Raw genomic sequence first — 18,284 nt, forward strand, 5'->3', positions numbered from 1 at the left:
GGCATATTAATGCCTTACTTTTCGGCTTAGTACCCCACCGGCAGTTTCTTTAATTACGTTTGTAAACACAAAAGCTTTAGGATCCAGCTCGTGCACAATATTTTTAAGGCGCCTAAGCTCCAGGCGGGTAACTACCGTAAAAACAATATCGCAGGGCTGGCTTACATTAAAACTATCTTTTAAAAAGCCCCTTTCGCCTTTGTAAATGGTTATACCCCTACCCAGTTTCATAACAAGCTCTTCTTTAATAATTTCGCTTTGGCCGGATATTATGGTTACACCGGTAAATTCTTCTATACCCTCTACCACAAAGTTAATAGTCCTCGATGCGCTGTAATAGGTTAGTATTGAATATAATGCTGTAGGCAGGCCAAGCTTTACCGCAGCCACTAAAAACACTATAATATTAATGCCCAGTATAATTTCGCTAATGGTAAAACTAACACGCTTGCCGGTGTAAAGGGCCAGTACCTCTACGCCATCTAAAGCAAAGCCGCCACGCATGGCAAGCCCAATGCCTATACCCATAAAAGCGCCGCCAAAAATAGATACAAGTAGCTTATCTGATGTTATTTGCGGATACGGTATAAACAGCAGGCACAACGCCAGCCCCGCTATGGCAAGAAATGTTTTTAAGGCAAAGCCCTTGTTTACCTGAAAAGCCGCCATAATTATTAAAGGCACATTGGCCAATACAATTACATAGCCAATATTCCAGTGGTAAAGCTCGTGCAGCAATAGCGATATACCTGTAATACCGCCATCAAAAAAATGGTTGGGTATTAAAAACCCCTTTAATGCAAAGCCGCAAAATAAAATGCCGGCTGCTGCGTAAAGCACATCAACAATAGTATGTTTGGCGTATAGTTCTTTCATTAAGGTAATAGTTTAGATAGTAGTATGGTTAGGTTTTGGTCTTTCTTTTTGTTTCTTAACTGTTGCGCAGTAGTTGTAAAATAGCGGTGCTGCCTTAAAAAATCTACCTGTAGCCGATTCCAATCTTCTTCGTTGGCTATGCGCCCTTCGGCAAGCATTTCGAGGTACAGTTTGTATCCTGTTTCAAAAAAATCATCACGGCCCAGGTAGTCCAGATCGGCATCACATATAATCTTTTCAAGCTTAGAACCCGGGTTTTGAGGCAGCTGTGTAGCCTTGATTATTGTCTTTATTTTTTCGACCTCATCGGGGTTATAGCCAAAGGTAGGTAAAACATCTGACGCAATTTTGCAGGATACGCTTTCATGCCCAACGCTTTGGTGCAGATAACCACTGTCGTGATACAAAGCCGCTATTAGCAATAGTTTGGTATCGGCAACATCTATATTTTCTTTTTCAGCAAGATACTCCGCTGTTTTAAATACATCAATGGTATGGGCAACACTATGATAATGCAAATGCGGAGCTAATTCATCGGTTAGCTTTTTAAGGATAAATTCTGATTCTGGTAGCTGCAACATATCTAAGTATCAGCGGCGAAAATACTAAAAATTTATATTGTTTTGGGCAGTAAACCTAATTTATTGCCGAATCTTTATACGGTAAATTAATAACGTTGTTGGCCTTTATATTGTAATATTACGTAATTAGAATTAGAATAATACTTTAATCACGAATTAACTAATAAACACGTATATGTTAATTAATTTTCTATATTTTAACTTTAAAACAAATTTTTGATAAATATTTAGTTAATAAACAGTTAATTACCTGTAAAAGAAAACTAAACCCTATAATCAGACGTATCTTCCTGTTAAATAGAGAAAAAATGATTAAAAACTACAAATTTTACGCACTGGAATTATACAGAATTAAGCTTAGTGTGTTACCAAAATCTACCGTAGAAAGTCAACAATCGCTTAAAAAGCTAATGCTAAGTATAAGCGAGATCAGGCCTCAACTACGTAAAGACCTTAATGAACTTTCTCAGGAATATCTCCAGCTTAATGAATCGACTACGGATACGGCCAAAAATATTGAAACCATAAATAACAAGCTATTAGGCAAAATGTACCTGATGGCCTACAAAACTAAAAAGAAAGTATTAGCTTACATTGAAGAGAATGTTACCGTAAAAAAATTACGGTTAGCATAACGTGCTAATTATTTAGAACAATAACAAAAGTTGTTTTGCCGGGCTGAGATTCTACTGTTATTTTGCAATCAATTGCTTTGGCAAGATCGCGAATAAGGTGCAATCCCAGCCCGGTTTTTATTCCTACCACTTCCTTTTCATCATACAGTGCTTTAAAGGCATCAATGCTGCCACCGGGCCCATTATCTGTAAGTGATAAAAACACCTTACCACCGTCCTGCCATGCCTTCCAGGCAATTGTTGGCATATTGGTATTAACTAACACTTTTATAGCATTGCCGGTAAGGTTGCGCATTATGGTTTTAAAATAATTCTCGTCGGTATTTATGGTAATGTGCTCAGCATCATCAAAAATAAAAGTTATGCCCTCGGTACCATAAAAATGCTTTTTTAAATCGTTAAACAAATAGCCAACCGCCACCGGCTTTATCTGCGGACTAAAATTCTCCATCTGTCCTTTGCTCCATAACAGGAGGTCTTCCATCGACTGAAGCAAATTTTCTGTGCTGTTAATGGTTTTATTTTCAAGACGTTTCCTGTTCTCTTCGGTTAGCATATCAGGAGCTTCTTTTTGCAGGTGCAAAAAATTAACCAGGCTGGCAACGGGGCCGCGCAAATCATGGTTTAATATACTAAAAAACCTTGTTTTGATCTTATTGGCCTGATCCAGCTCTTCGTTTAAAAGCTGTAATTTACTGTTGGTTTTTTTACGATTCTGGCTCTGTTTAAAAATAAGTCCCCCCAAAATAAGCAGGAATGATATACCCGAAATATAGTACCATTTTTGCCTTTCTTTGTTCTGAAGCGTAAGCCTGTTAAGCTGTAACTGCTTTTCTTTAAGCTCTATAGTACGCTGGTCTTCCAGGTTTTTAATGGTTTGCTTGTTATCATAATTATAAATAGAATCTCTGTAAACATCAGCCTGTTTTAAATTTAGCAACGATTGCTCAAAATGCCCCTGAAGCTGCTCTATTTCAGCCAGGCACAGCAAATCCTTATGTAAACGTTCCCAATCGTTTATTTCAGTATTAATCACTATTGCTTCCTTAAGGTACCCTGATGCCATTGCCAGTTTATCTCCATCTGGCGGACTGGCAGTCTTTGCCATTTCAAGATACGCTTCACCCTTATTCCCAAGATTATACGATATCATATTTTGCATATCTATCTCTCTTGCAATTTGTAGTGCCTCATTAAAATAAACCATAGCCTGGCCGTACTTTTTAATGCCCAGCAGCGCATGCCCTACGTTCGATCTAAACAGGCATTCAGAACTCTTGTCGCCTACTTCAACCGCCAGTTTAAGTGCGCTGGTATAGTATTGTAGCGCTTTAGGAAAATCTGATACACCTTTATAAATATTGCCCAAATTACCTAAGTTGCTAATTAGATAGGTTTTATTGTTGTTCTTTTCATTAATTTGCCTCGCCCTCTGGTAATAATAAATTGCCTTTTTATAGTTGCGAAGGTCAAAATAAACAATACCAATATTAGATAAATTAGCGGCAATATCGTTTTGATTATTAAGCTCTTCGCTAAGTTTTAATGCTAACGAGCTGTATTTTAACCCTTCGGGATACCGCCCGGACGCTATATTAGCCAAACCAATATTTTTGTAGATCTTGCTTTGCAAATCCTTATCTTTTAACTGGATGGCGATTTTTAAAGCCTTTTGATAATACTGCAAAGCAGCCTTAAAATCAGAGGTTTGCGAAACATTTATACCGTAGCATCGGTACGCTTCACACAGGCCTTTACTCCAATTAATTTGCTGAGAGAGGGCAATAGCCTTTTTACCATAGTGCATTCCCTTTATGGGGTCTACCCTATTGTAAACATAACTAAGGCTGTTTAAGGTGTTTACGCCAACGGCATCCTGCTTAATTTTATACAGTTGCTGCTCCAGCGAATCTATAAGTGCCTGCCCCTCTTTTTGCTGGGCAAAAGATTGGCTGCAACACACTAAAAACAGGCATAAAAGTAGTTTTTTAATCATAGTATTGCATTGCAATTGCATTTAAAACAAGGGGTTACAGCGTATAAACCTAAAACCCGAATTTACGTAAAAATGCAATTGCCTGCGTCAAATAAACTATATCAACAATGGCACCACGGTATGCTCTAAAACAATGCGGTCTATAATTTGTTGGGTAACATCTTTATAATCAACCGGTATGGGTGTTCCGTTTTGCAGCCAGTTGGCTATAACAGGTTCGTATTTTGGCTTGAGGCTTTTAATAACCGGCACGCCCATAGCCTGTAAGGCCGCGGCATTGAGCTGCTGTTCGTACTGGTTTTTCATAGGGATGACCAACAGCTTTTTACCCAGGTAAAGCGCCTCGGCAGGGGTTTCGAAGCCGGCCCCGCACAGCACCCCGCTGGATGATGCCATACTGGCCGTAAACATAGCATTATTAATGGGTTGTATGGTTATGTTTTTCTTTACAACAGCTTTAGTGTTGTGCTTAGAAAACACATCCCACTTAATATCTTTATATTCAGACAGCCTGCTTATCAGGGTTTTATCATCGTAAGATGGCAGATACACCGTGTAGTGGCCTTCGTTAGTAATTTCGTGGTTGCGCACCTGCTGCCTGATTACGGGCGTAAAAATAGTATCGTTATTGCCTTTAAAGTGAAACCCGTACTTATAATCGGCTGGGGCATAGTTTTTTAAGATGAGCAATCCCATTTTATCTACCACGTCCGGTTTAGGGAACTGCTTGTTTAACACCGCACTTTGGTGGCTCAATGCAATACACGGCTTATCTTTAAAGTAACAGGCCCAGGCAGATACCGGCTCAAAATCGTTAACCACAAGGTCGTAATCTTCTACCGGTAGCTGGCGGATGCTTTTTATAAGCTTGCGTATATGCGACTTAGTTACTGTTTTCCAGAGGTCTACGCCGCCGCTCTTACCAAAAATAAAGCTCAGCCCCTTTACTTTATACTTAACCGGAAACGGCAATTGCAGGTCGCCCTGGGTGCCGCTAACCAAAATATCTACCTCACCGTGCTTTTGCAGGCACGGAATTATATCTATGGCCCGGCTTAAATGCCCGTTACCGGTGCCCTGTATAGCGTAAAGAATCTTCATTTTTATTGTCTTTATTTTCTGATAAAAAATCACGAAACCAGTGTCCGGATTGTTTAATAATTCGCTTTTGGATTTCGAAATCAACATAAATCAACCCAAACCTTGGGTGGTAGCCTTCGGCCCATTCAAAATTGTCGGTAAGGCTCCACACAAAATAGCCGTCTACTTTTACACCTTCATTTTTTGCTTTTACAAGTTGGTGCAAATTATCCTGAATGTATTTTGTGCGATGCACATCGTTAACGGCTCCGTTAACAACCGTGTCTGGAAAGGCAGCACCATTTTCGGTAATAATTATTTTTTTGATGCCTTTGTAGGCACTGAATTTTTTAAGGATATGGTACATGGTCTCTGGGTACACCTCCCAGCCCATCTCGGTAAACGGCACCTTACGTTTTATGGCAGGAATAAGCTTAGCACCCACATAAGGTGTAAAGAAGGAAGCCTTTACCACCTCGCGCGTGTAGCATTGCAGGCCAATAAAGTCAAAATCGAATGCCATGCCCTCTATATCGCCGGGCTGCATGTATTTGCTTAGGTTTTTAAGCACGGGCAAATCGGCTACAGGGTAGCCCAAACCAAGAATAGGTTCTATAAAAGTGCGGTTAAGCAGCGTATCTACCCGTTTTGCAGCAGCAACATCGCGAACGCTGTTTGACGCCGGCTCTATATGCGTGCACGAAAAGGTAGTACCAATATTGGCATCAGGCAACAGGCGGCGCAGTACCCTGCCCCCTGCCCCTGTAGCCAGGGTAACGTAGTGCAATGCCTTGCCGTAGTTGGATAGCCCTCTCCTGCCCGGCGCATGGATACCCAAAAAGTAGCCCGCCCCCGTAAATACCGATGGCTCGTTAATAACCATCCAGTTTTTTACCCTGTCGCCAAAATGGTGGGCGCACAATTCGGCATACTCCGTAAACCAGGTAATGCAATCGCGGTTGGTCCACCCGCCTTTAAGCTCCAGGGCATGGGGCAAATCCCAATGGTAAAGTGTTACCCAGGGCTCTATGCCGCATTGTAGCATGTAATCTATAAGTTTGTTGTAGTAGTCTATACCGGCCTGGTTAACGACACCGGTGCCATTAGGCAACAGCCGCGACCAACTGAACGAAAACCTGAAATTGGGAATCTTCAGTTCGCGCAGTAAATCAATGTCGGTAGTATAGGTGTTGTAAAAATCGCAGGCGGTACGGGCATGGTGGGCACCTTTTATCTTGCCTTTTCGGGCTGTAAAAACATCCCAGATAGACAGTCCTTTTCCATCTGCATCGTGCGAGCCCTCAATCTGGAAAGCGGCGGTAGAAACACCCCACTCAAAATCATCACCAAATTGTGCCCTGCTTAACCCTGAGTTATGTAGTATATCCATTCAGCAATACGTCCTCCTGTGTTTTCTAATATCTAAAACAATTAATGAAGGAAAGTAGACTGCATGGCCCTTAAAAAAAGCCATTCTCTGAAGGATGCGAGAAATTTGAAGCTGAAGAATTTCATATCAAATGTTTTATACAAATTACGACCAGTAAAATTATTTAGATGTAACGCTATGGTTAACAAACTGTTATTGATTTACATAATAAAGATAATTACCCCGAAGAAACAAAGCTGCACCTCTGTAGTCGTTGCGATTGTCGAATATGTATAGCTTTGTGACTTTCGTAGTAAGATTATATTATTATGTGTGTATCTTTTTTCTTCTCGAATATTGATGCAAAAATTTTGGCTATCTTCGCCATCAGATTCAATGATGGCAAATTAAATTATCGCTTCAAAAAGAGGCAATAATCTTATCGACTTTATCGAAATAGTTGGCATTACATTTTCTTCATTTTTTTTAGAAGATTTTAACATATAAATCTCCAAATCATAAATCTTTTCAAAGCCCAGTAAATTCGGGCAAAATCAACAAATTTATAATACGGGCATATAATTTTAATATATCATATAAATACCGCTTATTTATACGAATAATAAAATTATAGCTTTAATTTTTTGTTGATATAAAAAATATGTCATATACTTGTGGTCATATTAACCATATTAAAAAACGTTGTAGTAAATTTGCCACGATTCTAAAGGATTTATTAAAATTTATAATTACAGCTTATGTATTTTTTAGGAATAGATTTAGGAAGCTCCTCTATAAAACTTTCGGTACTTGATGCTGCAAAGGGTACAACCGTTGCAGCCGTAAGCGTGCCCGATTTTGAGATGGATATTGTGGCCTTAAAGTTTGACTGGGCAGAACAGGACCCATCTGCATGGTGGCAGTATGTGCAAACCGGTATTAAAGCTTTAGGGGCTAAACATAATGTAGACCTAAAAAAAATAGCCGGTATTGGTATTGCCTACCAAATGCACGGCCTTGTGCTGGTAGACGAAAACATGGAGCCGGTACGCCCCTCTATTATATGGTGCGATAGCCGCGCTGCCCAAATTGGCGATGCTGCTTACAATGCCCTTGGCCATGCCAACAGCCAGTCGATGATTTTAGGCAGCCCGGGTAACTTTACCGCATCTAAAATTAAATGGGTTAAAGATAACGAGCCAGAGGTTTTTGCTAAGGCTAAATACATGATGCTTCCCGGCGATTTTATTGCCGCCAAACTATCGGGCGTGGCGCAAACCAGTACATCGGGCCTTTCTGAGGCTTCGTTATGGAATTTCCCTAACGGCCGCCTTGCTGTAGAAGTTCTTGATGCTATGGAGCTGCCTGCAGCCATTATACCAGAGATCGTTCCGAGCTTTGGCATACAGGCCACGGTAGATCCTGCCATTGCTGCACAACTTGGCTTAAGTGCCGATGTTAAAATTACCTACCGCGCGGGCGACCAGCCTAATAATGCCTTATCGCTTAATGTGCTTAAACCGGGCGAAATTGCTACCACAGCAGGTACATCGGCCGTAATTTATGCCGTTACAGAGAAAGATGCTTACGATGCTACCAACCGTGTAAACACTTTTTTACACGTTAATAATACCGAGGCCCAGAAAGCCAACGGCGTACTGCTTTGCATTAACGGTGCAGGCAGCCTGTACCAATGGATTCGCCGTACACTGTCTGTTGGCAGTGCCGAACTTATATCGTACGATAAATTAAATGCCGAAGCTGCTAAAGCCGAAGCGGGCAGTAAAGGCCTTCGCTTTTACCCGTTTGGTAATGGTGTAGAGCGCATCTTTAATAATAAGCCTGCATCATCGGGCATCCAGAACCTAAACTTTAATATTCACCAGTCGCCGGAGCTGGTACGTGCAGCCTGCGAGGGTATTGTATTTGCCATGAACTACGGTTTTGATGTTATGAAAGAGATAGGCGCATCGGGCACTGTGGTGCGTGCGGGTAAGGCCAACCTTTTTTTAAGCCCTGTGTTTAGAGAAATTTTTGCCAACACCACACAAACTACGGTAGAGCTTTACAACACATCTGGCGCTGATGGCGCTGCACGCGGGGCCGCTTATGGCTTTGGGTACTACGCATCGTTAACCGAAGCGTTTGATGAGTTGCAATGCCTGGAGCGTATAGAGCCTAACGCTGCTCTGTCTAACCAATATGGCGACATCTACCAAAACTGGAAAGAATACATTACAATTGAAAATAAACAACATGAGTACAACAAAACAAGCTTACTTTAAGGCTGTAGACAAAATAAAATTCGAAGGCCGCGACAGCCAGAATCCAATGGCGTTTAAATGGTATGACGAGAACCGTGTTGTAGCGGGTAAATCGCTTAAAGACCATTTTAAATTTGCCATGGCATACTGGCATACACTGTGCAATACAGGTGGCGACCCTTTTGGCCCGGGTACTGAGACGCATGCCTGGAATAGTAAAGATAACGCTGTTGCCCGCGCTAAAGATAAAATGGATGCCGGTTTTGAGTTTATGGAAAAACTGGGCATACCGTACTATTGCTTTCATGATGTTGATTTAGTAGACGAGGCTCCTACATTGGCCGAGTTTGAAGACCGCATACAGGCAATGGTAGAATATGCTAAAGAAAAGCAGAAAGAATCGGGCATTAAACTGCTTTGGGGTACAAGTAACTTATTCAGTAACCCACGTTACATGAATGGTGCCGCTACCAACCCAAATTTTGATGTTGTGGCTTACGCCGGTGCACAGGCTAAAATTGCTATTGATGCTACTATTGCATTGGGTGGCGAAAATTACGTTTTTTGGGGTGGCCGCGAAGGTTACATGAGCCTTCTTAATACCGATATGCAACGCGAGCAGGATCACATGGCACAGTTTCTTACCATTTGTAGAGACTACGCACGCAGCCAGGGCTTTAAAGGTGCTTTTTTATTAGAGCCTAAGCCAATGGAACCAATGAAACACCAGTACGATTTTGATGCTGCTACCTGCATTGGTTTTATTAACAAATACGGCTTACAGAACGATTTTAAACTTAATATAGAGGTTAACCACGCTACACTGGCGGGCCATACTTTTGAGCACGAACTACAGGTTGCTGCCAACGCAGGCTTGCTGGGCAGTATTGATGCCAACCGTGGCGACTACCAGAACGGCTGGGATACAGACCAGTTTCCGATAGACATTTACGAGACTACACAGGCCATGCTTGTGTTGCTTAAAAATGGCGGCTTACAGGGCGGCGGTGTAAACTTTGATGCTAAAGTGCGCAGAAACTCTGTAGACCTTGACGATAAATTTATTGCCCACATTAGCGGTATGGATACGTTTGCACGTGGCCTTATTAGCGCTGAACATATTTTAAAGAATACAAACTATATGCAGCTGCGCACAGAGCGCTACGCATCATTTGACAGCGGCAAAGGCGCCGGGTTCGAAAAAGGAGAGCTCACTTTACAAGACCTTAATGCTATTGCCCGTCAGAATGGAGAACCTTTACCTAAAAGCGGCCAACAAGAACTTTTTGAACAAATTATTGCCAATGCTTATTAGGAGATTTACTAACAAAACGAACTCTAACCAAACACTCTAACAATTATGAAAAGTAAAATTTGTATTCCGCCAAAAGTGCTTACCTTTTGCTTGTCATTTGTATTTGCCCTGCTGGCCCTGCCGGCATTTGCCCAACAGCAAACCATTACCGGAAAAATTATTGCAGCCGAAGACGGCCTTGGTTTACCGGGGGTAAATATCATTGAAAAAGGTACTACTAACGGCGTTAGCGCCGATATTGACGGAAACTACTCTATTAGCGTAAACCCAAACGCTACATTAGTATTTAGTTTTGTGGGCTATGCCACACAAGAAGTTGCTGCCAATGGCCAGACTGCCATTAACATTACCCTGGTATCCAGCGCCTCAGAACTTAACGAGATAGTTGTTGTAGGTTACGGTACCCAAAAAAGAAAGGTGTCTACGGCTGCTACAACAGTAGTAAGCGGTAAAGACTTACAGCAAACCAACAGTATAGATGCTACAAGCGCGCTTCAGGGCCAGTCTTCGGGTGTATCTATTACGTCTACCTCTGGCCAGCCCGGTGCTGCCATGACGGTAAACATTCGTGGTGTAGGTACCGCAGGTAACAGCACACCACTATATGTTGTAGATGGTGTTGTTGTAGACAACGGTATTGGTTACCTTGACCCATCGAGCATTGAAAGGATCGACGTACTTAAAGATGCTGCAGCAGCGTCTATTTACGGGGCTCGTGCCGCAAACGGTGTAGTACTTGTTACTACTAAAAAAGGTGCCGATGGTAAAATGAATGTGTCTTTAAACAGCTACACAGGTTTCCAGGAAGCTTATAAAAGGTTAGACCTTTTAAATGCACAGCAGTATGGTACTATTATGAACGAGGCCCGTGTAAACTCTGGTTTAGCACCACTTTATACACAGCAGCAAATAGACAGTGCCCCAAACAACAACTGGCAGGATGAGTTGTTTAATGATGGTGCCATGAAACAAAACCACTCGTTATTAATTAACGGTGGCGATAGCAAGGCTACTTACAGCACAGGCTTATCATACTACGGTCAGGATGGCCTTATTGGTGGGCAAACCAACCAGTCTTCTTACGATCGTATTACGTTTACAGCCAATACAACTTTTAACGTAATTAAAGACCGCCTAAAAGTGGGTCAGAATTTTTCTTACGCTAAAATAAAAAGTACAGGTGTGGCAGATGATGGTATTTATGTTAACTCTATAAGGAGTTTCCTTAATGCACCACCTAACTATGCTACTTACGACGAAAATGGTGATTATGGAAGATCAGACATTAGTGCTGATATTGCTAACCCATTAGGTGCTTTGTACTACACTAACTTTAACGAGAACAAAATAAACCGTTATGTAGGTAACATTTTTGCAGAGCTTACTTTTGCAAGAAACTTTACCTTCAGGACATCGTTTGGTATAGACATTAGCGATAGCAGCTACCGTTCTTTTGTGCCAATTTACGAACTGTCATCGGTAACTTATAACACAGTATCATCGGTTACACAAAGCTCTAACCAAAACTTTTCATGGATATGGGATAATACTCTACAATACAAGACCTCTTTAGGCAAACATAATATCGACGTACTTGTAGGTACATCTGCCCGCGAGCGTAACTTAGAATACCAAAGTGCTACAGGTAGAAACCTTATCTTTGATGATTTTAAACACGCATACCTTGACACTGCTACAGACAGAACACAAAACACAGTAAGCGGTGGCAGGACTCCATACAACATACAATCGTATTTTGGTAGGATGCTGTATGATTATGATAACAAATACCTGTTTACAGCTACAATCAGGAGAGACGGATCGTCTGAATTTGGCCCTAACAACAAATATGCTTACTTCCCTGCATTTTCTGCCGGTTGGAACGTAGACCAGGAAGGTTTCTTCCCAGAAGAATCAGCTGTATCGTCATTAAAGATACGTGGTAGCTGGGGACAAAATGGTAACGACCAGTTTTCAAGACAGTTTGCTTACATGAGCACCATTAGCTCTTACGATAAAAACTACCACTTTGGTACAGGTACTAATGAGCTGCCATTACAGGTAGGTTCAAGCCCTGATGCCCTTAGTAACCCTAACCTTAAATGGGAAACATCTGAGCAGTTAAACATTGGTTTTGATGCTACATTGTTTAGAAACCTTACCCTTACGGTAGATTACTACGACAAACAAACTAAAGACTGGTTAGTACAGGCTTCTGTACCGGAAATTGCAGGTGCCCAGGCTCCTTTTATCAACGGTGGAGACGTTACTAACAAAGGTTTTGAAATTGGCCTTGGCTACAACGCTAAACTTAGCGATGACTGGCATTTAACGGTTAATGCAAACCTTTCTAAAAACAAAAATGAGGTTACCCGTATTGCCAACCAAAACGGTATTATTTATGGCGATGCCAACCTGCTTTTCCAAGGTATCGACGAGATTAACCGTGTACAGGAAGGTCACCCAATTGGTTACTTCTACGGTTTAAAAACCGATGGTATTTTCCAAAACACTGCCGAAGTTGCTGCATACTCTCAAAATGGTACACCTATACAGCCAAGCGCTCAGCCGGGCGATGTTAAGTTTGTAGACTTAAACGGAGATGGCCGTATTAATGCAGATGATAAAACAGAAATTGGAGATCCAAACCCTGATTACTATTATGGTTTCAGCCTACAGTTAAACTACAAAGCATTTGATTTTTCTGTCTTCACTTATGGTGTTGCCGGTAACCAGGTTGCTTATGGAGTTCGCGATTACGGAAGGCCGTTTAACAACTATACTACCGATGTTTTTGACCGTTGGACTACCGAAGGCAGCTCTAACACTACCCCAAGGGTAACATACGGTACTACAGATAATGGTAACTACACTAAATTCTCAGACCTTTTCCTTCAGGATGCAGGCTTCTTCAGGATTAAAACAGTAACCATTGGTTGCGACCTTGCTAAGCTTACTAAATTTTTGGGCGACAGTTTCTCTCAGTTCAGGATCTATGGATCGGCAAACAACTTGTTTACCTTTACAGATTACAAAGGCCTTGACCCCGAAGTTGGTTTTGGTAACACCAACCAAACTTGGGCAAGAGGTATAGATGTGGGCTTTTACCCACAACCAAGAACATACATGATAGGACTTAGTGCTAATTTCTAAAAAATGCTAAAAATGAAAAATTTTATTAAACTACTTAGTATTTCGTCGTTGCTTATATTATCCTCCTGTTCAGAAGATTTTATTAGCAATACACCTTATACGCAACAGGTAGAAGACAACTTTTACCAAACACCAGCTGATGCTTACAAAGGCCTTATAGCCGTTTATGATGTATTGCAGCGCGAAGGTTACGGCGGATTTTTAATGAGTACCGAAATTGCATCAGACAACTGTTATGGTGGTTTTGGTACGGCAGATAATACCGAATCGTTAGACTGGGACCGTTTTCAGTTTATCTTTAATAAAGAAATGAACAACCCGGTTTGGCAAACATGCTACATTGGTATTTACAGGGCTAACGTTTTGTTAGAACACCTTGATAATGTAGAATGGGGTGCAGATACTGCACTAAGGGCTCGTTACGAGGCCGAAGCCCGTTTTTTAAGGGCGCATTTTCATTTTGAACTTGCAAGGGTATTTGGAGATATCGTTCCGTTAGACCACACGCTTACAGAGGGCGAATACGAGTCGCCTCGTGCTTCTGCCGATGTTACGTATGCGCTTATAGCAAACGATTTTAAATTTGCTATAGAAAACCTTGGCAGCGAAAACTATTCTCAGCCAAACAACAATAACTATGGCCGTGTAACTAAATGGGCTGCCGAAGCATATGCTGCTAAAGCCTTTTTATTTTACACTGATTATTACAACAAGCCAGATCTTGCAGGTGTAATATCTAAAACTCAGGCTACAGATTATATTAATGATGTAGTTAATAACAGTGGCCACGCGCTTGTAGATAACTTTGCCAGCCTTTGGGTAGCGGCATCTGTATCTGAAGCAGTTCCTTACGCTGGCGAAGGCAATACCGAAAATGTATTTGCAATTCGTTACAACAGCTCTGGTAACGCTAACTGGAATTTAAACGAGGGTAACCGTTTTCAGGTTAACATAGCCATAAGGGGCGGTAACATAGGCCCATACAACCAGGGTTGGGGTGGCGCACCGGTAACACCGGCACTTTTTGGAGCATACGCACCGGGCGATACGCGCAGAGATGCAACTATTATTGATTTTGCAGGAGAAAACCTTGCTTTTGATGCCGATACACGTGGCCAGCGCCAGTACACAGGTTATGCCTGGAAAAAATTCTGCCCAATAGCCGATGTAGTTGCAGGCGGCGGTGGCGATTTCCAGATCGATAACTACGAAGATTATCCTGTAATTCGTTTTGCAGATGTTTTACTAATGGCTGCCGAACTTAATATGGATAGCAACGCAGGCCTTGCCCAAACATCTTTAGACAGGGTTCGTGCACGTGCTTTTGGCGATGATACACACAGTGTAGCAGTTACAAAAGAGAACATTATGGCAGAGCGCAGATTTGAGCTTGCCCTTGAAGGACAACGTTATTTTGACCTTATAAGACAAGACATGAACACTACTAAAGCAGCTATAGACGCTACTGATATGGGTGGAGAATTTATACAAAACTTCAGGACAGAAACGCAGGGCTGGTTGCCACTGCCACAATCGCAAATATTGCTTTCTAATGGTGCCATTACCCAAAACCCGGGTTGGTAATATAAATATAAAAATTGAGTGATTATGAAACAGATTATGACTAAAATGCTCGCTGCCGCAATGGTGCTGGGATTGATGTTTTCCTGCGAGCCACAAGAAGACCGTGAGAGCCTTCCTGCAATTACGTTGGATCCCTCTGAAATAAACATATCGGTTACAAACGTTGGTAACGAGGTTACTATGACCAACGCCACGCCCGATATTATACCGTACTGGAGTTATAAAGATGCTGCCGGTAACGAGTTAGGCCACAGCAACCAGCAACAGGTGGTTACTATTTTTCCATTTGCAGGTACGTATAGTGTAGATTTTACAGCTTACACACGCGGTGGTGCAGTAGTAGCGGCTTCAAGGCCGGTAGTTATTGCAGAGAACAATGCCGAATACTTTAGCGCTCCTGAGTGGGATATGCTAACTAATGGTGTTGAAGGTAAAACATGGGTGTTAGATATGGCCAGCCCTATTGGATGGGCAGGGTTTGATTATCCTTACAATCCGGCAGGTGCCGATTACTGGAACTGGTTTCCTGATTATGCAGGTAACGAGTGGGTAATGCCAAACAAAAACTGGGGAGAAATGACTTTTGACCTTGATGGTGGATATAACATTAGCGTTACACAAACTGCTCTTAACACTAACGACCAGACTACCAAAGCAGCAAACTTTAGCTACGATATAGCAAAACATACCATGATGCTTAACGGCGGTGTAGAAATGCTTTTTGGTGGCGACTACTATCCGGATGTTAGCAACTGGTCGAGCTTACAGGTTGTAGAGTTATCAGATTCTTCGCTACGCCTTTCGGTAGTGCGCGATCAGGCAAGAAACCCTGCCGATGGCCCGTGCCAAATCGTTTTCCACTTTAAACCAAAAGAATAAGCATATAAATGCCGGTAAGCTATTACATAGTTTACCGGCTTTTTTAAAACAAACCAATGATTAAAACGTACACCAACACAATTATTAAATCTTTCGCGGTACTTGGGCTACTAACCATTGCAGCCTGCAGCAGCAGCGATAACAAAGCGGTATCTGATAGAAAAGTGGCCTTTAATACCGGCTGGCAATTTCATTTAAATACCCCAACAGATAACGATACTATTACCACCACTACCCAATGGCGCGCGCTTAACCTGCCGCACGACTGGAGCATAGAAGGTGCTTTTGATGAAAAGAGCCCTGCCGGATATGGCGGAGGATCGCTTACCGGTGGCCTTGGCTGGTATAAAAAAACATTTACTGTAAAGGCAGAAGACAGTACTAAAATTACCTCGGTTGTGTTTGATGGTGTATACCGCAACAGCCAGGTTTGGATTAACGGCCATTATCTTGGCAAACGCCCTAACGGTTACATAGGCTTTAGGTACAACCTAACCCCTTATCTTAACTACGGCGATAAACAAAACGAAATAATTGTAAAGGCAGACAATTCTAAACAGCCTAACTCACGTTGGTATTCCGGTTCAGGAATTTACCGTAACGTATGGATGGAAACCACCGGCAAGGTACACGTAGCTGCCGAGGGTACGTACATAACCACCCCCGTTGTTGCTAACGGCAAAGCAACCATTAAACTGCAAACAATACTTAAAAACGAATATGCTGCCGAAAAAGCAGCCACCATTACCACTACCATCTTTAAAGGCGACAGTAAAGTTACCGAGGTTTCTAAAGAGGTAAAATTATCGGCGAATGCCGAACAAACCCTGCAACAGGAAGCTACTATAGATAACCCTGTTTTATGGGATATAGAACACCCTGAACTATACACCGCCGTTACCGAGGTTAAAGCCGATGACGAAGTACTGGATACCTACGCTACCCCTTTTGGCATCAGGACGTTTACCTTCGATCTTAATAAAGGTTTTATCCTAAACGGTAAACAGGTTAAGATAAAAGGCGTTTGCCTTCACCACGATTTGGGTCCGCTTGGTTCGGCTTTTAACACCCGTGCTATGGAGCGCGAGCTTCAGATAATGAAAGATATGGGTGTTAACGGTATCCGTACATCGCACAACCCACCTGCGCCAGAGCTTTTAGACCTTTGCGATAAAATGGGCTTTATTGTTATGGATGAGGCTTACGATATGTGGAAACAACAAAAAACACCGTTTGACTACAGCAACGACTGGGATAAATGGCACGTAACCGACCTTAAAGACCAACTGTTTAGAGATCGTAACCACCCAAGTGTGTTTATGTGGAGCATTGGTAACGAAATACCCGAACAATGGAACGAGCAGGGCGCAGCCATAGGCAAAGAGCTTTCGGCTATTGTAAAATCTATCGACCCTACCCGCCCCGTAACTGCGGCCATGAATCCGCCAATAGCGGTAAATCCTACAGAGGCTAACATACAGTTTGTAAACACAGCCGATAAACCAAATGCACTGGCAGCATCGGGCGCGTTAGATATTATTGGTTACAATTATGCGCACCAAACGTATGCTAAACACAAGATCAACTTCCCAAAAACAGCCTTTATAGCTACCGAGACTACATCGGCATTAGCCACCCGTGGTTATTATGATGCAAAGTCGGATACCGTAAAAATGTGGCCAAAACGTTGGGATATCCCTTTCCACGATGGTAACCCGGGCAACACTGTTTCGGCGTACGACCAGATCCAGGCGCCCTGGGGATCAACCCACGAAGCTACCTGGAAAGTAATTAAAAAACACGATTACCTTGCCGGTATGTTTGTATGGACCGGTTTTGATTATATAGGCGAGCCTACCCCGTATGAGTGGCCATCGGTAAGTTCGTACTTTGGTATTGTAGACCTTGCGGGTTTCCCTAAAGATGTATATTACATGTACCAGAGCGAATGGACCACTAAAGATGTACTGCACATTTTACCACACTGGAACTGGAAAACCGGCCAGGATGTAGATGTTTGGGCATACTACAATAATGCCGACGAAGTAGAGCTTTACCTTAACGGAAAATCGTTAGGCAAAAAAAGCAAACAGGGAGACGACCTGCACATTATGTGGAGGGTGCCGTATCAGCCGGGTACGCTAAAAGCAATTTCGCGTAAAAACGGCAAAACTGTTTTAGAAAAAGAAGTTAAAACTGCCGGTGCTCCTGCTGCGCTAAAAGCAACTGCCGATCGCGCTAAAATAACCGCAGATGGCGCCGACCTTAGTTACATTACTGTAGACATTACCGATGCTAACGGCGTGTTTGCTGCAACGGCCAATAACGAGATTACGTTTAGCCTTAAAGGCAACGGTAAAATTGTAGGTGTTTGCAGTGGCGACCCGGTTAGCCACGAGTCATACAAAGGCAATAAGCACACAGCCCTTAGCGGCAAATGCCTTGTAATTGTTCAGGCAGGCGATAAAGCCGATAACCTTGAGCTAACCGCTAGCGCTGCCGGCCTAAAAAAGGCTACGGTTAGCATTACAACATCAAAATAATACCTGTTT

General features: G+C 42.4%; 12 protein-coding genes. 7 read left to right on the forward strand and 5 right to left on the reverse strand.

The features are described from left to right. Positions 1-6: 6 nt before the first annotated feature. The gene (locus tag G509_RS0102440) at positions 7-876 is read right to left on the reverse strand and encodes a YitT family protein (protein WP_026990072.1); all 870 of its coding nucleotides are present in this window, start codon (positions 874-876) and stop codon (positions 7-9) included. Further along, positions 876-1,457, reverse strand: coding sequence for an HD domain-containing protein (locus tag G509_RS0102445; protein WP_026990073.1), 582 nt, complete (start codon positions 1,455-1,457; stop codon positions 876-878). Before G509_RS0102445 ends, G509_RS0102440 begins: the two co-directional genes overlap by 1 nt. A gap of 308 nt (positions 1,458-1,765) precedes the next feature. On the opposite strand from G509_RS0102445, the gene G509_RS0102450 reads away from it, so the two are divergent. Then, positions 1,766-2,092 carry a hypothetical protein gene (locus G509_RS0102450; protein ID WP_026990074.1) on the forward strand — a complete coding sequence of 109 codons (327 nt, stop codon included), beginning with the start codon at positions 1,766-1,768 and terminating at the stop codon, positions 2,090-2,092. A gap of 4 nt (positions 2,093-2,096) precedes the next feature. Here G509_RS0102450 and G509_RS0102455 read toward each other — a convergent pair whose 3' ends face one another. The 3 genes from G509_RS0102455 to G509_RS21345 all read right to left on the reverse strand — a co-directional run bounded on the left by G509_RS0102455 (position 2,097) and on the right by G509_RS21345 (position 6,558). Beyond that, a complete protein-coding gene (locus tag G509_RS0102455; protein WP_026990075.1) occupies positions 2,097-4,088 on the reverse strand; it encodes a tetratricopeptide repeat-containing sensor histidine kinase in 1,992 nt (663 codons plus the stop codon). Positions 4,089-4,184: 96 nt separating this feature from the next. Next, complete coding sequence (locus tag G509_RS0102460; RefSeq protein ID WP_026990076.1) at positions 4,185-5,189, reverse strand: glycosyltransferase family protein; 1,005 nt, start codon at positions 5,187-5,189, stop codon at positions 4,185-4,187. Next, positions 5,155-6,558: a GH1 family beta-glucosidase gene (locus G509_RS21345; RefSeq protein ID WP_051199912.1), complete on the reverse strand. Its 1,404-nt coding sequence runs from the start codon at positions 6,556-6,558 to the stop codon at positions 5,155-5,157. Before G509_RS21345 ends, G509_RS0102460 begins: the two co-directional genes overlap by 35 nt. A gap of 737 nt (positions 6,559-7,295) precedes the next feature. Between G509_RS21345 and G509_RS0102470 the strand changes: the two genes are divergently transcribed. The 6 genes from G509_RS0102470 to G509_RS0102495 are packed head-to-tail and all read left to right on the forward strand — an operon-like array spanning position 7,296 to position 18,275. After that, positions 7,296-8,822: a xylulokinase gene (locus G509_RS0102470; RefSeq protein WP_026990077.1), complete on the forward strand. Its 1,527-nt coding sequence runs from the start codon at positions 7,296-7,298 to the stop codon at positions 8,820-8,822. Continuing rightward, positions 8,794-10,116, forward strand: a complete 1,323-nt coding sequence (gene xylA, locus G509_RS0102475) for a xylose isomerase (RefSeq protein ID WP_026990078.1) — start codon at positions 8,794-8,796, stop codon at positions 10,114-10,116. The genes G509_RS0102470 and xylA overlap by 29 nt, the downstream gene beginning before the upstream one ends. Before the next feature lie 45 nt (positions 10,117-10,161). Next, positions 10,162-13,269, forward strand: coding sequence for a SusC/RagA family TonB-linked outer membrane protein (locus G509_RS0102480; RefSeq protein WP_026990079.1), 3,108 nt, complete (start codon positions 10,162-10,164; stop codon positions 13,267-13,269). 12 nt (positions 13,270-13,281) lie between these two features. Then, the gene (locus G509_RS0102485) at positions 13,282-14,853 is read left to right on the forward strand and encodes a RagB/SusD family nutrient uptake outer membrane protein (RefSeq protein ID WP_026990080.1); all 1,572 of its coding nucleotides are present in this window, start codon (positions 13,282-13,284) and stop codon (positions 14,851-14,853) included. A 24-nt stretch (positions 14,854-14,877) separates the two neighbouring features. Next, complete coding sequence (locus tag G509_RS0102490) at positions 14,878-15,732, forward strand: hypothetical protein (protein WP_026990081.1); 855 nt, start codon at positions 14,878-14,880, stop codon at positions 15,730-15,732. A 56-nt stretch (positions 15,733-15,788) separates the two neighbouring features. Next, the gene (locus G509_RS0102495; RefSeq protein WP_026990082.1) at positions 15,789-18,275 is read left to right on the forward strand and encodes a glycoside hydrolase family 2 TIM barrel-domain containing protein; all 2,487 of its coding nucleotides are present in this window, start codon (positions 15,789-15,791) and stop codon (positions 18,273-18,275) included. Positions 18,276-18,284: the final 9 nt, after the last annotated feature.

The organism is Flavobacterium subsaxonicum WB 4.1-42 = DSM 21790, from assembly GCF_000422725.1.
Lineage (GTDB): Bacteria > Bacteroidota > Bacteroidia > Flavobacteriales > Flavobacteriaceae > Flavobacterium > Flavobacterium subsaxonicum.

Coding starts and splice junctions, on each gene's coding strand:
- G509_RS0102440 (WP_026990072.1), bottom strand. CDS start 876: ATGAAAGAACTATACGCCAAACATACTATTGTTGATGTGCTTTACGCA.
- G509_RS0102445 (WP_026990073.1), bottom strand. CDS start 1,457: ATGTTGCAGCTACCAGAATCAGAATTTATCCTTAAAAAGCTAACCGAT.
- G509_RS0102450 (WP_026990074.1), top strand. CDS start 1,766: ATGATTAAAAACTACAAATTTTACGCACTGGAATTATACAGAATTAAG.
- G509_RS0102455 (WP_026990075.1), bottom strand. CDS start 4,088: ATGATTAAAAAACTACTTTTATGCCTGTTTTTAGTGTGTTGCAGCCAA.
- G509_RS0102460 (WP_026990076.1), bottom strand. CDS start 5,189: ATGAAGATTCTTTACGCTATACAGGGCACCGGTAACGGGCATTTAAGC.
- G509_RS21345 (WP_051199912.1), bottom strand. CDS start 6,558: ATGGATATACTACATAACTCAGGGTTAAGCAGGGCACAATTTGGTGAT.
- G509_RS0102470 (WP_026990077.1), top strand. CDS start 7,296: ATGTATTTTTTAGGAATAGATTTAGGAAGCTCCTCTATAAAACTTTCG.
- xylA (WP_026990078.1), top strand. CDS start 8,794: ATGAGTACAACAAAACAAGCTTACTTTAAGGCTGTAGACAAAATAAAA.
- G509_RS0102480 (WP_026990079.1), top strand. CDS start 10,162: ATGAAAAGTAAAATTTGTATTCCGCCAAAAGTGCTTACCTTTTGCTTG.
- G509_RS0102485 (WP_026990080.1), top strand. CDS start 13,282: ATGAAAAATTTTATTAAACTACTTAGTATTTCGTCGTTGCTTATATTA.
- G509_RS0102490 (WP_026990081.1), top strand. CDS start 14,878: ATGAAACAGATTATGACTAAAATGCTCGCTGCCGCAATGGTGCTGGGA.
- G509_RS0102495 (WP_026990082.1), top strand. CDS start 15,789: ATGATTAAAACGTACACCAACACAATTATTAAATCTTTCGCGGTACTT.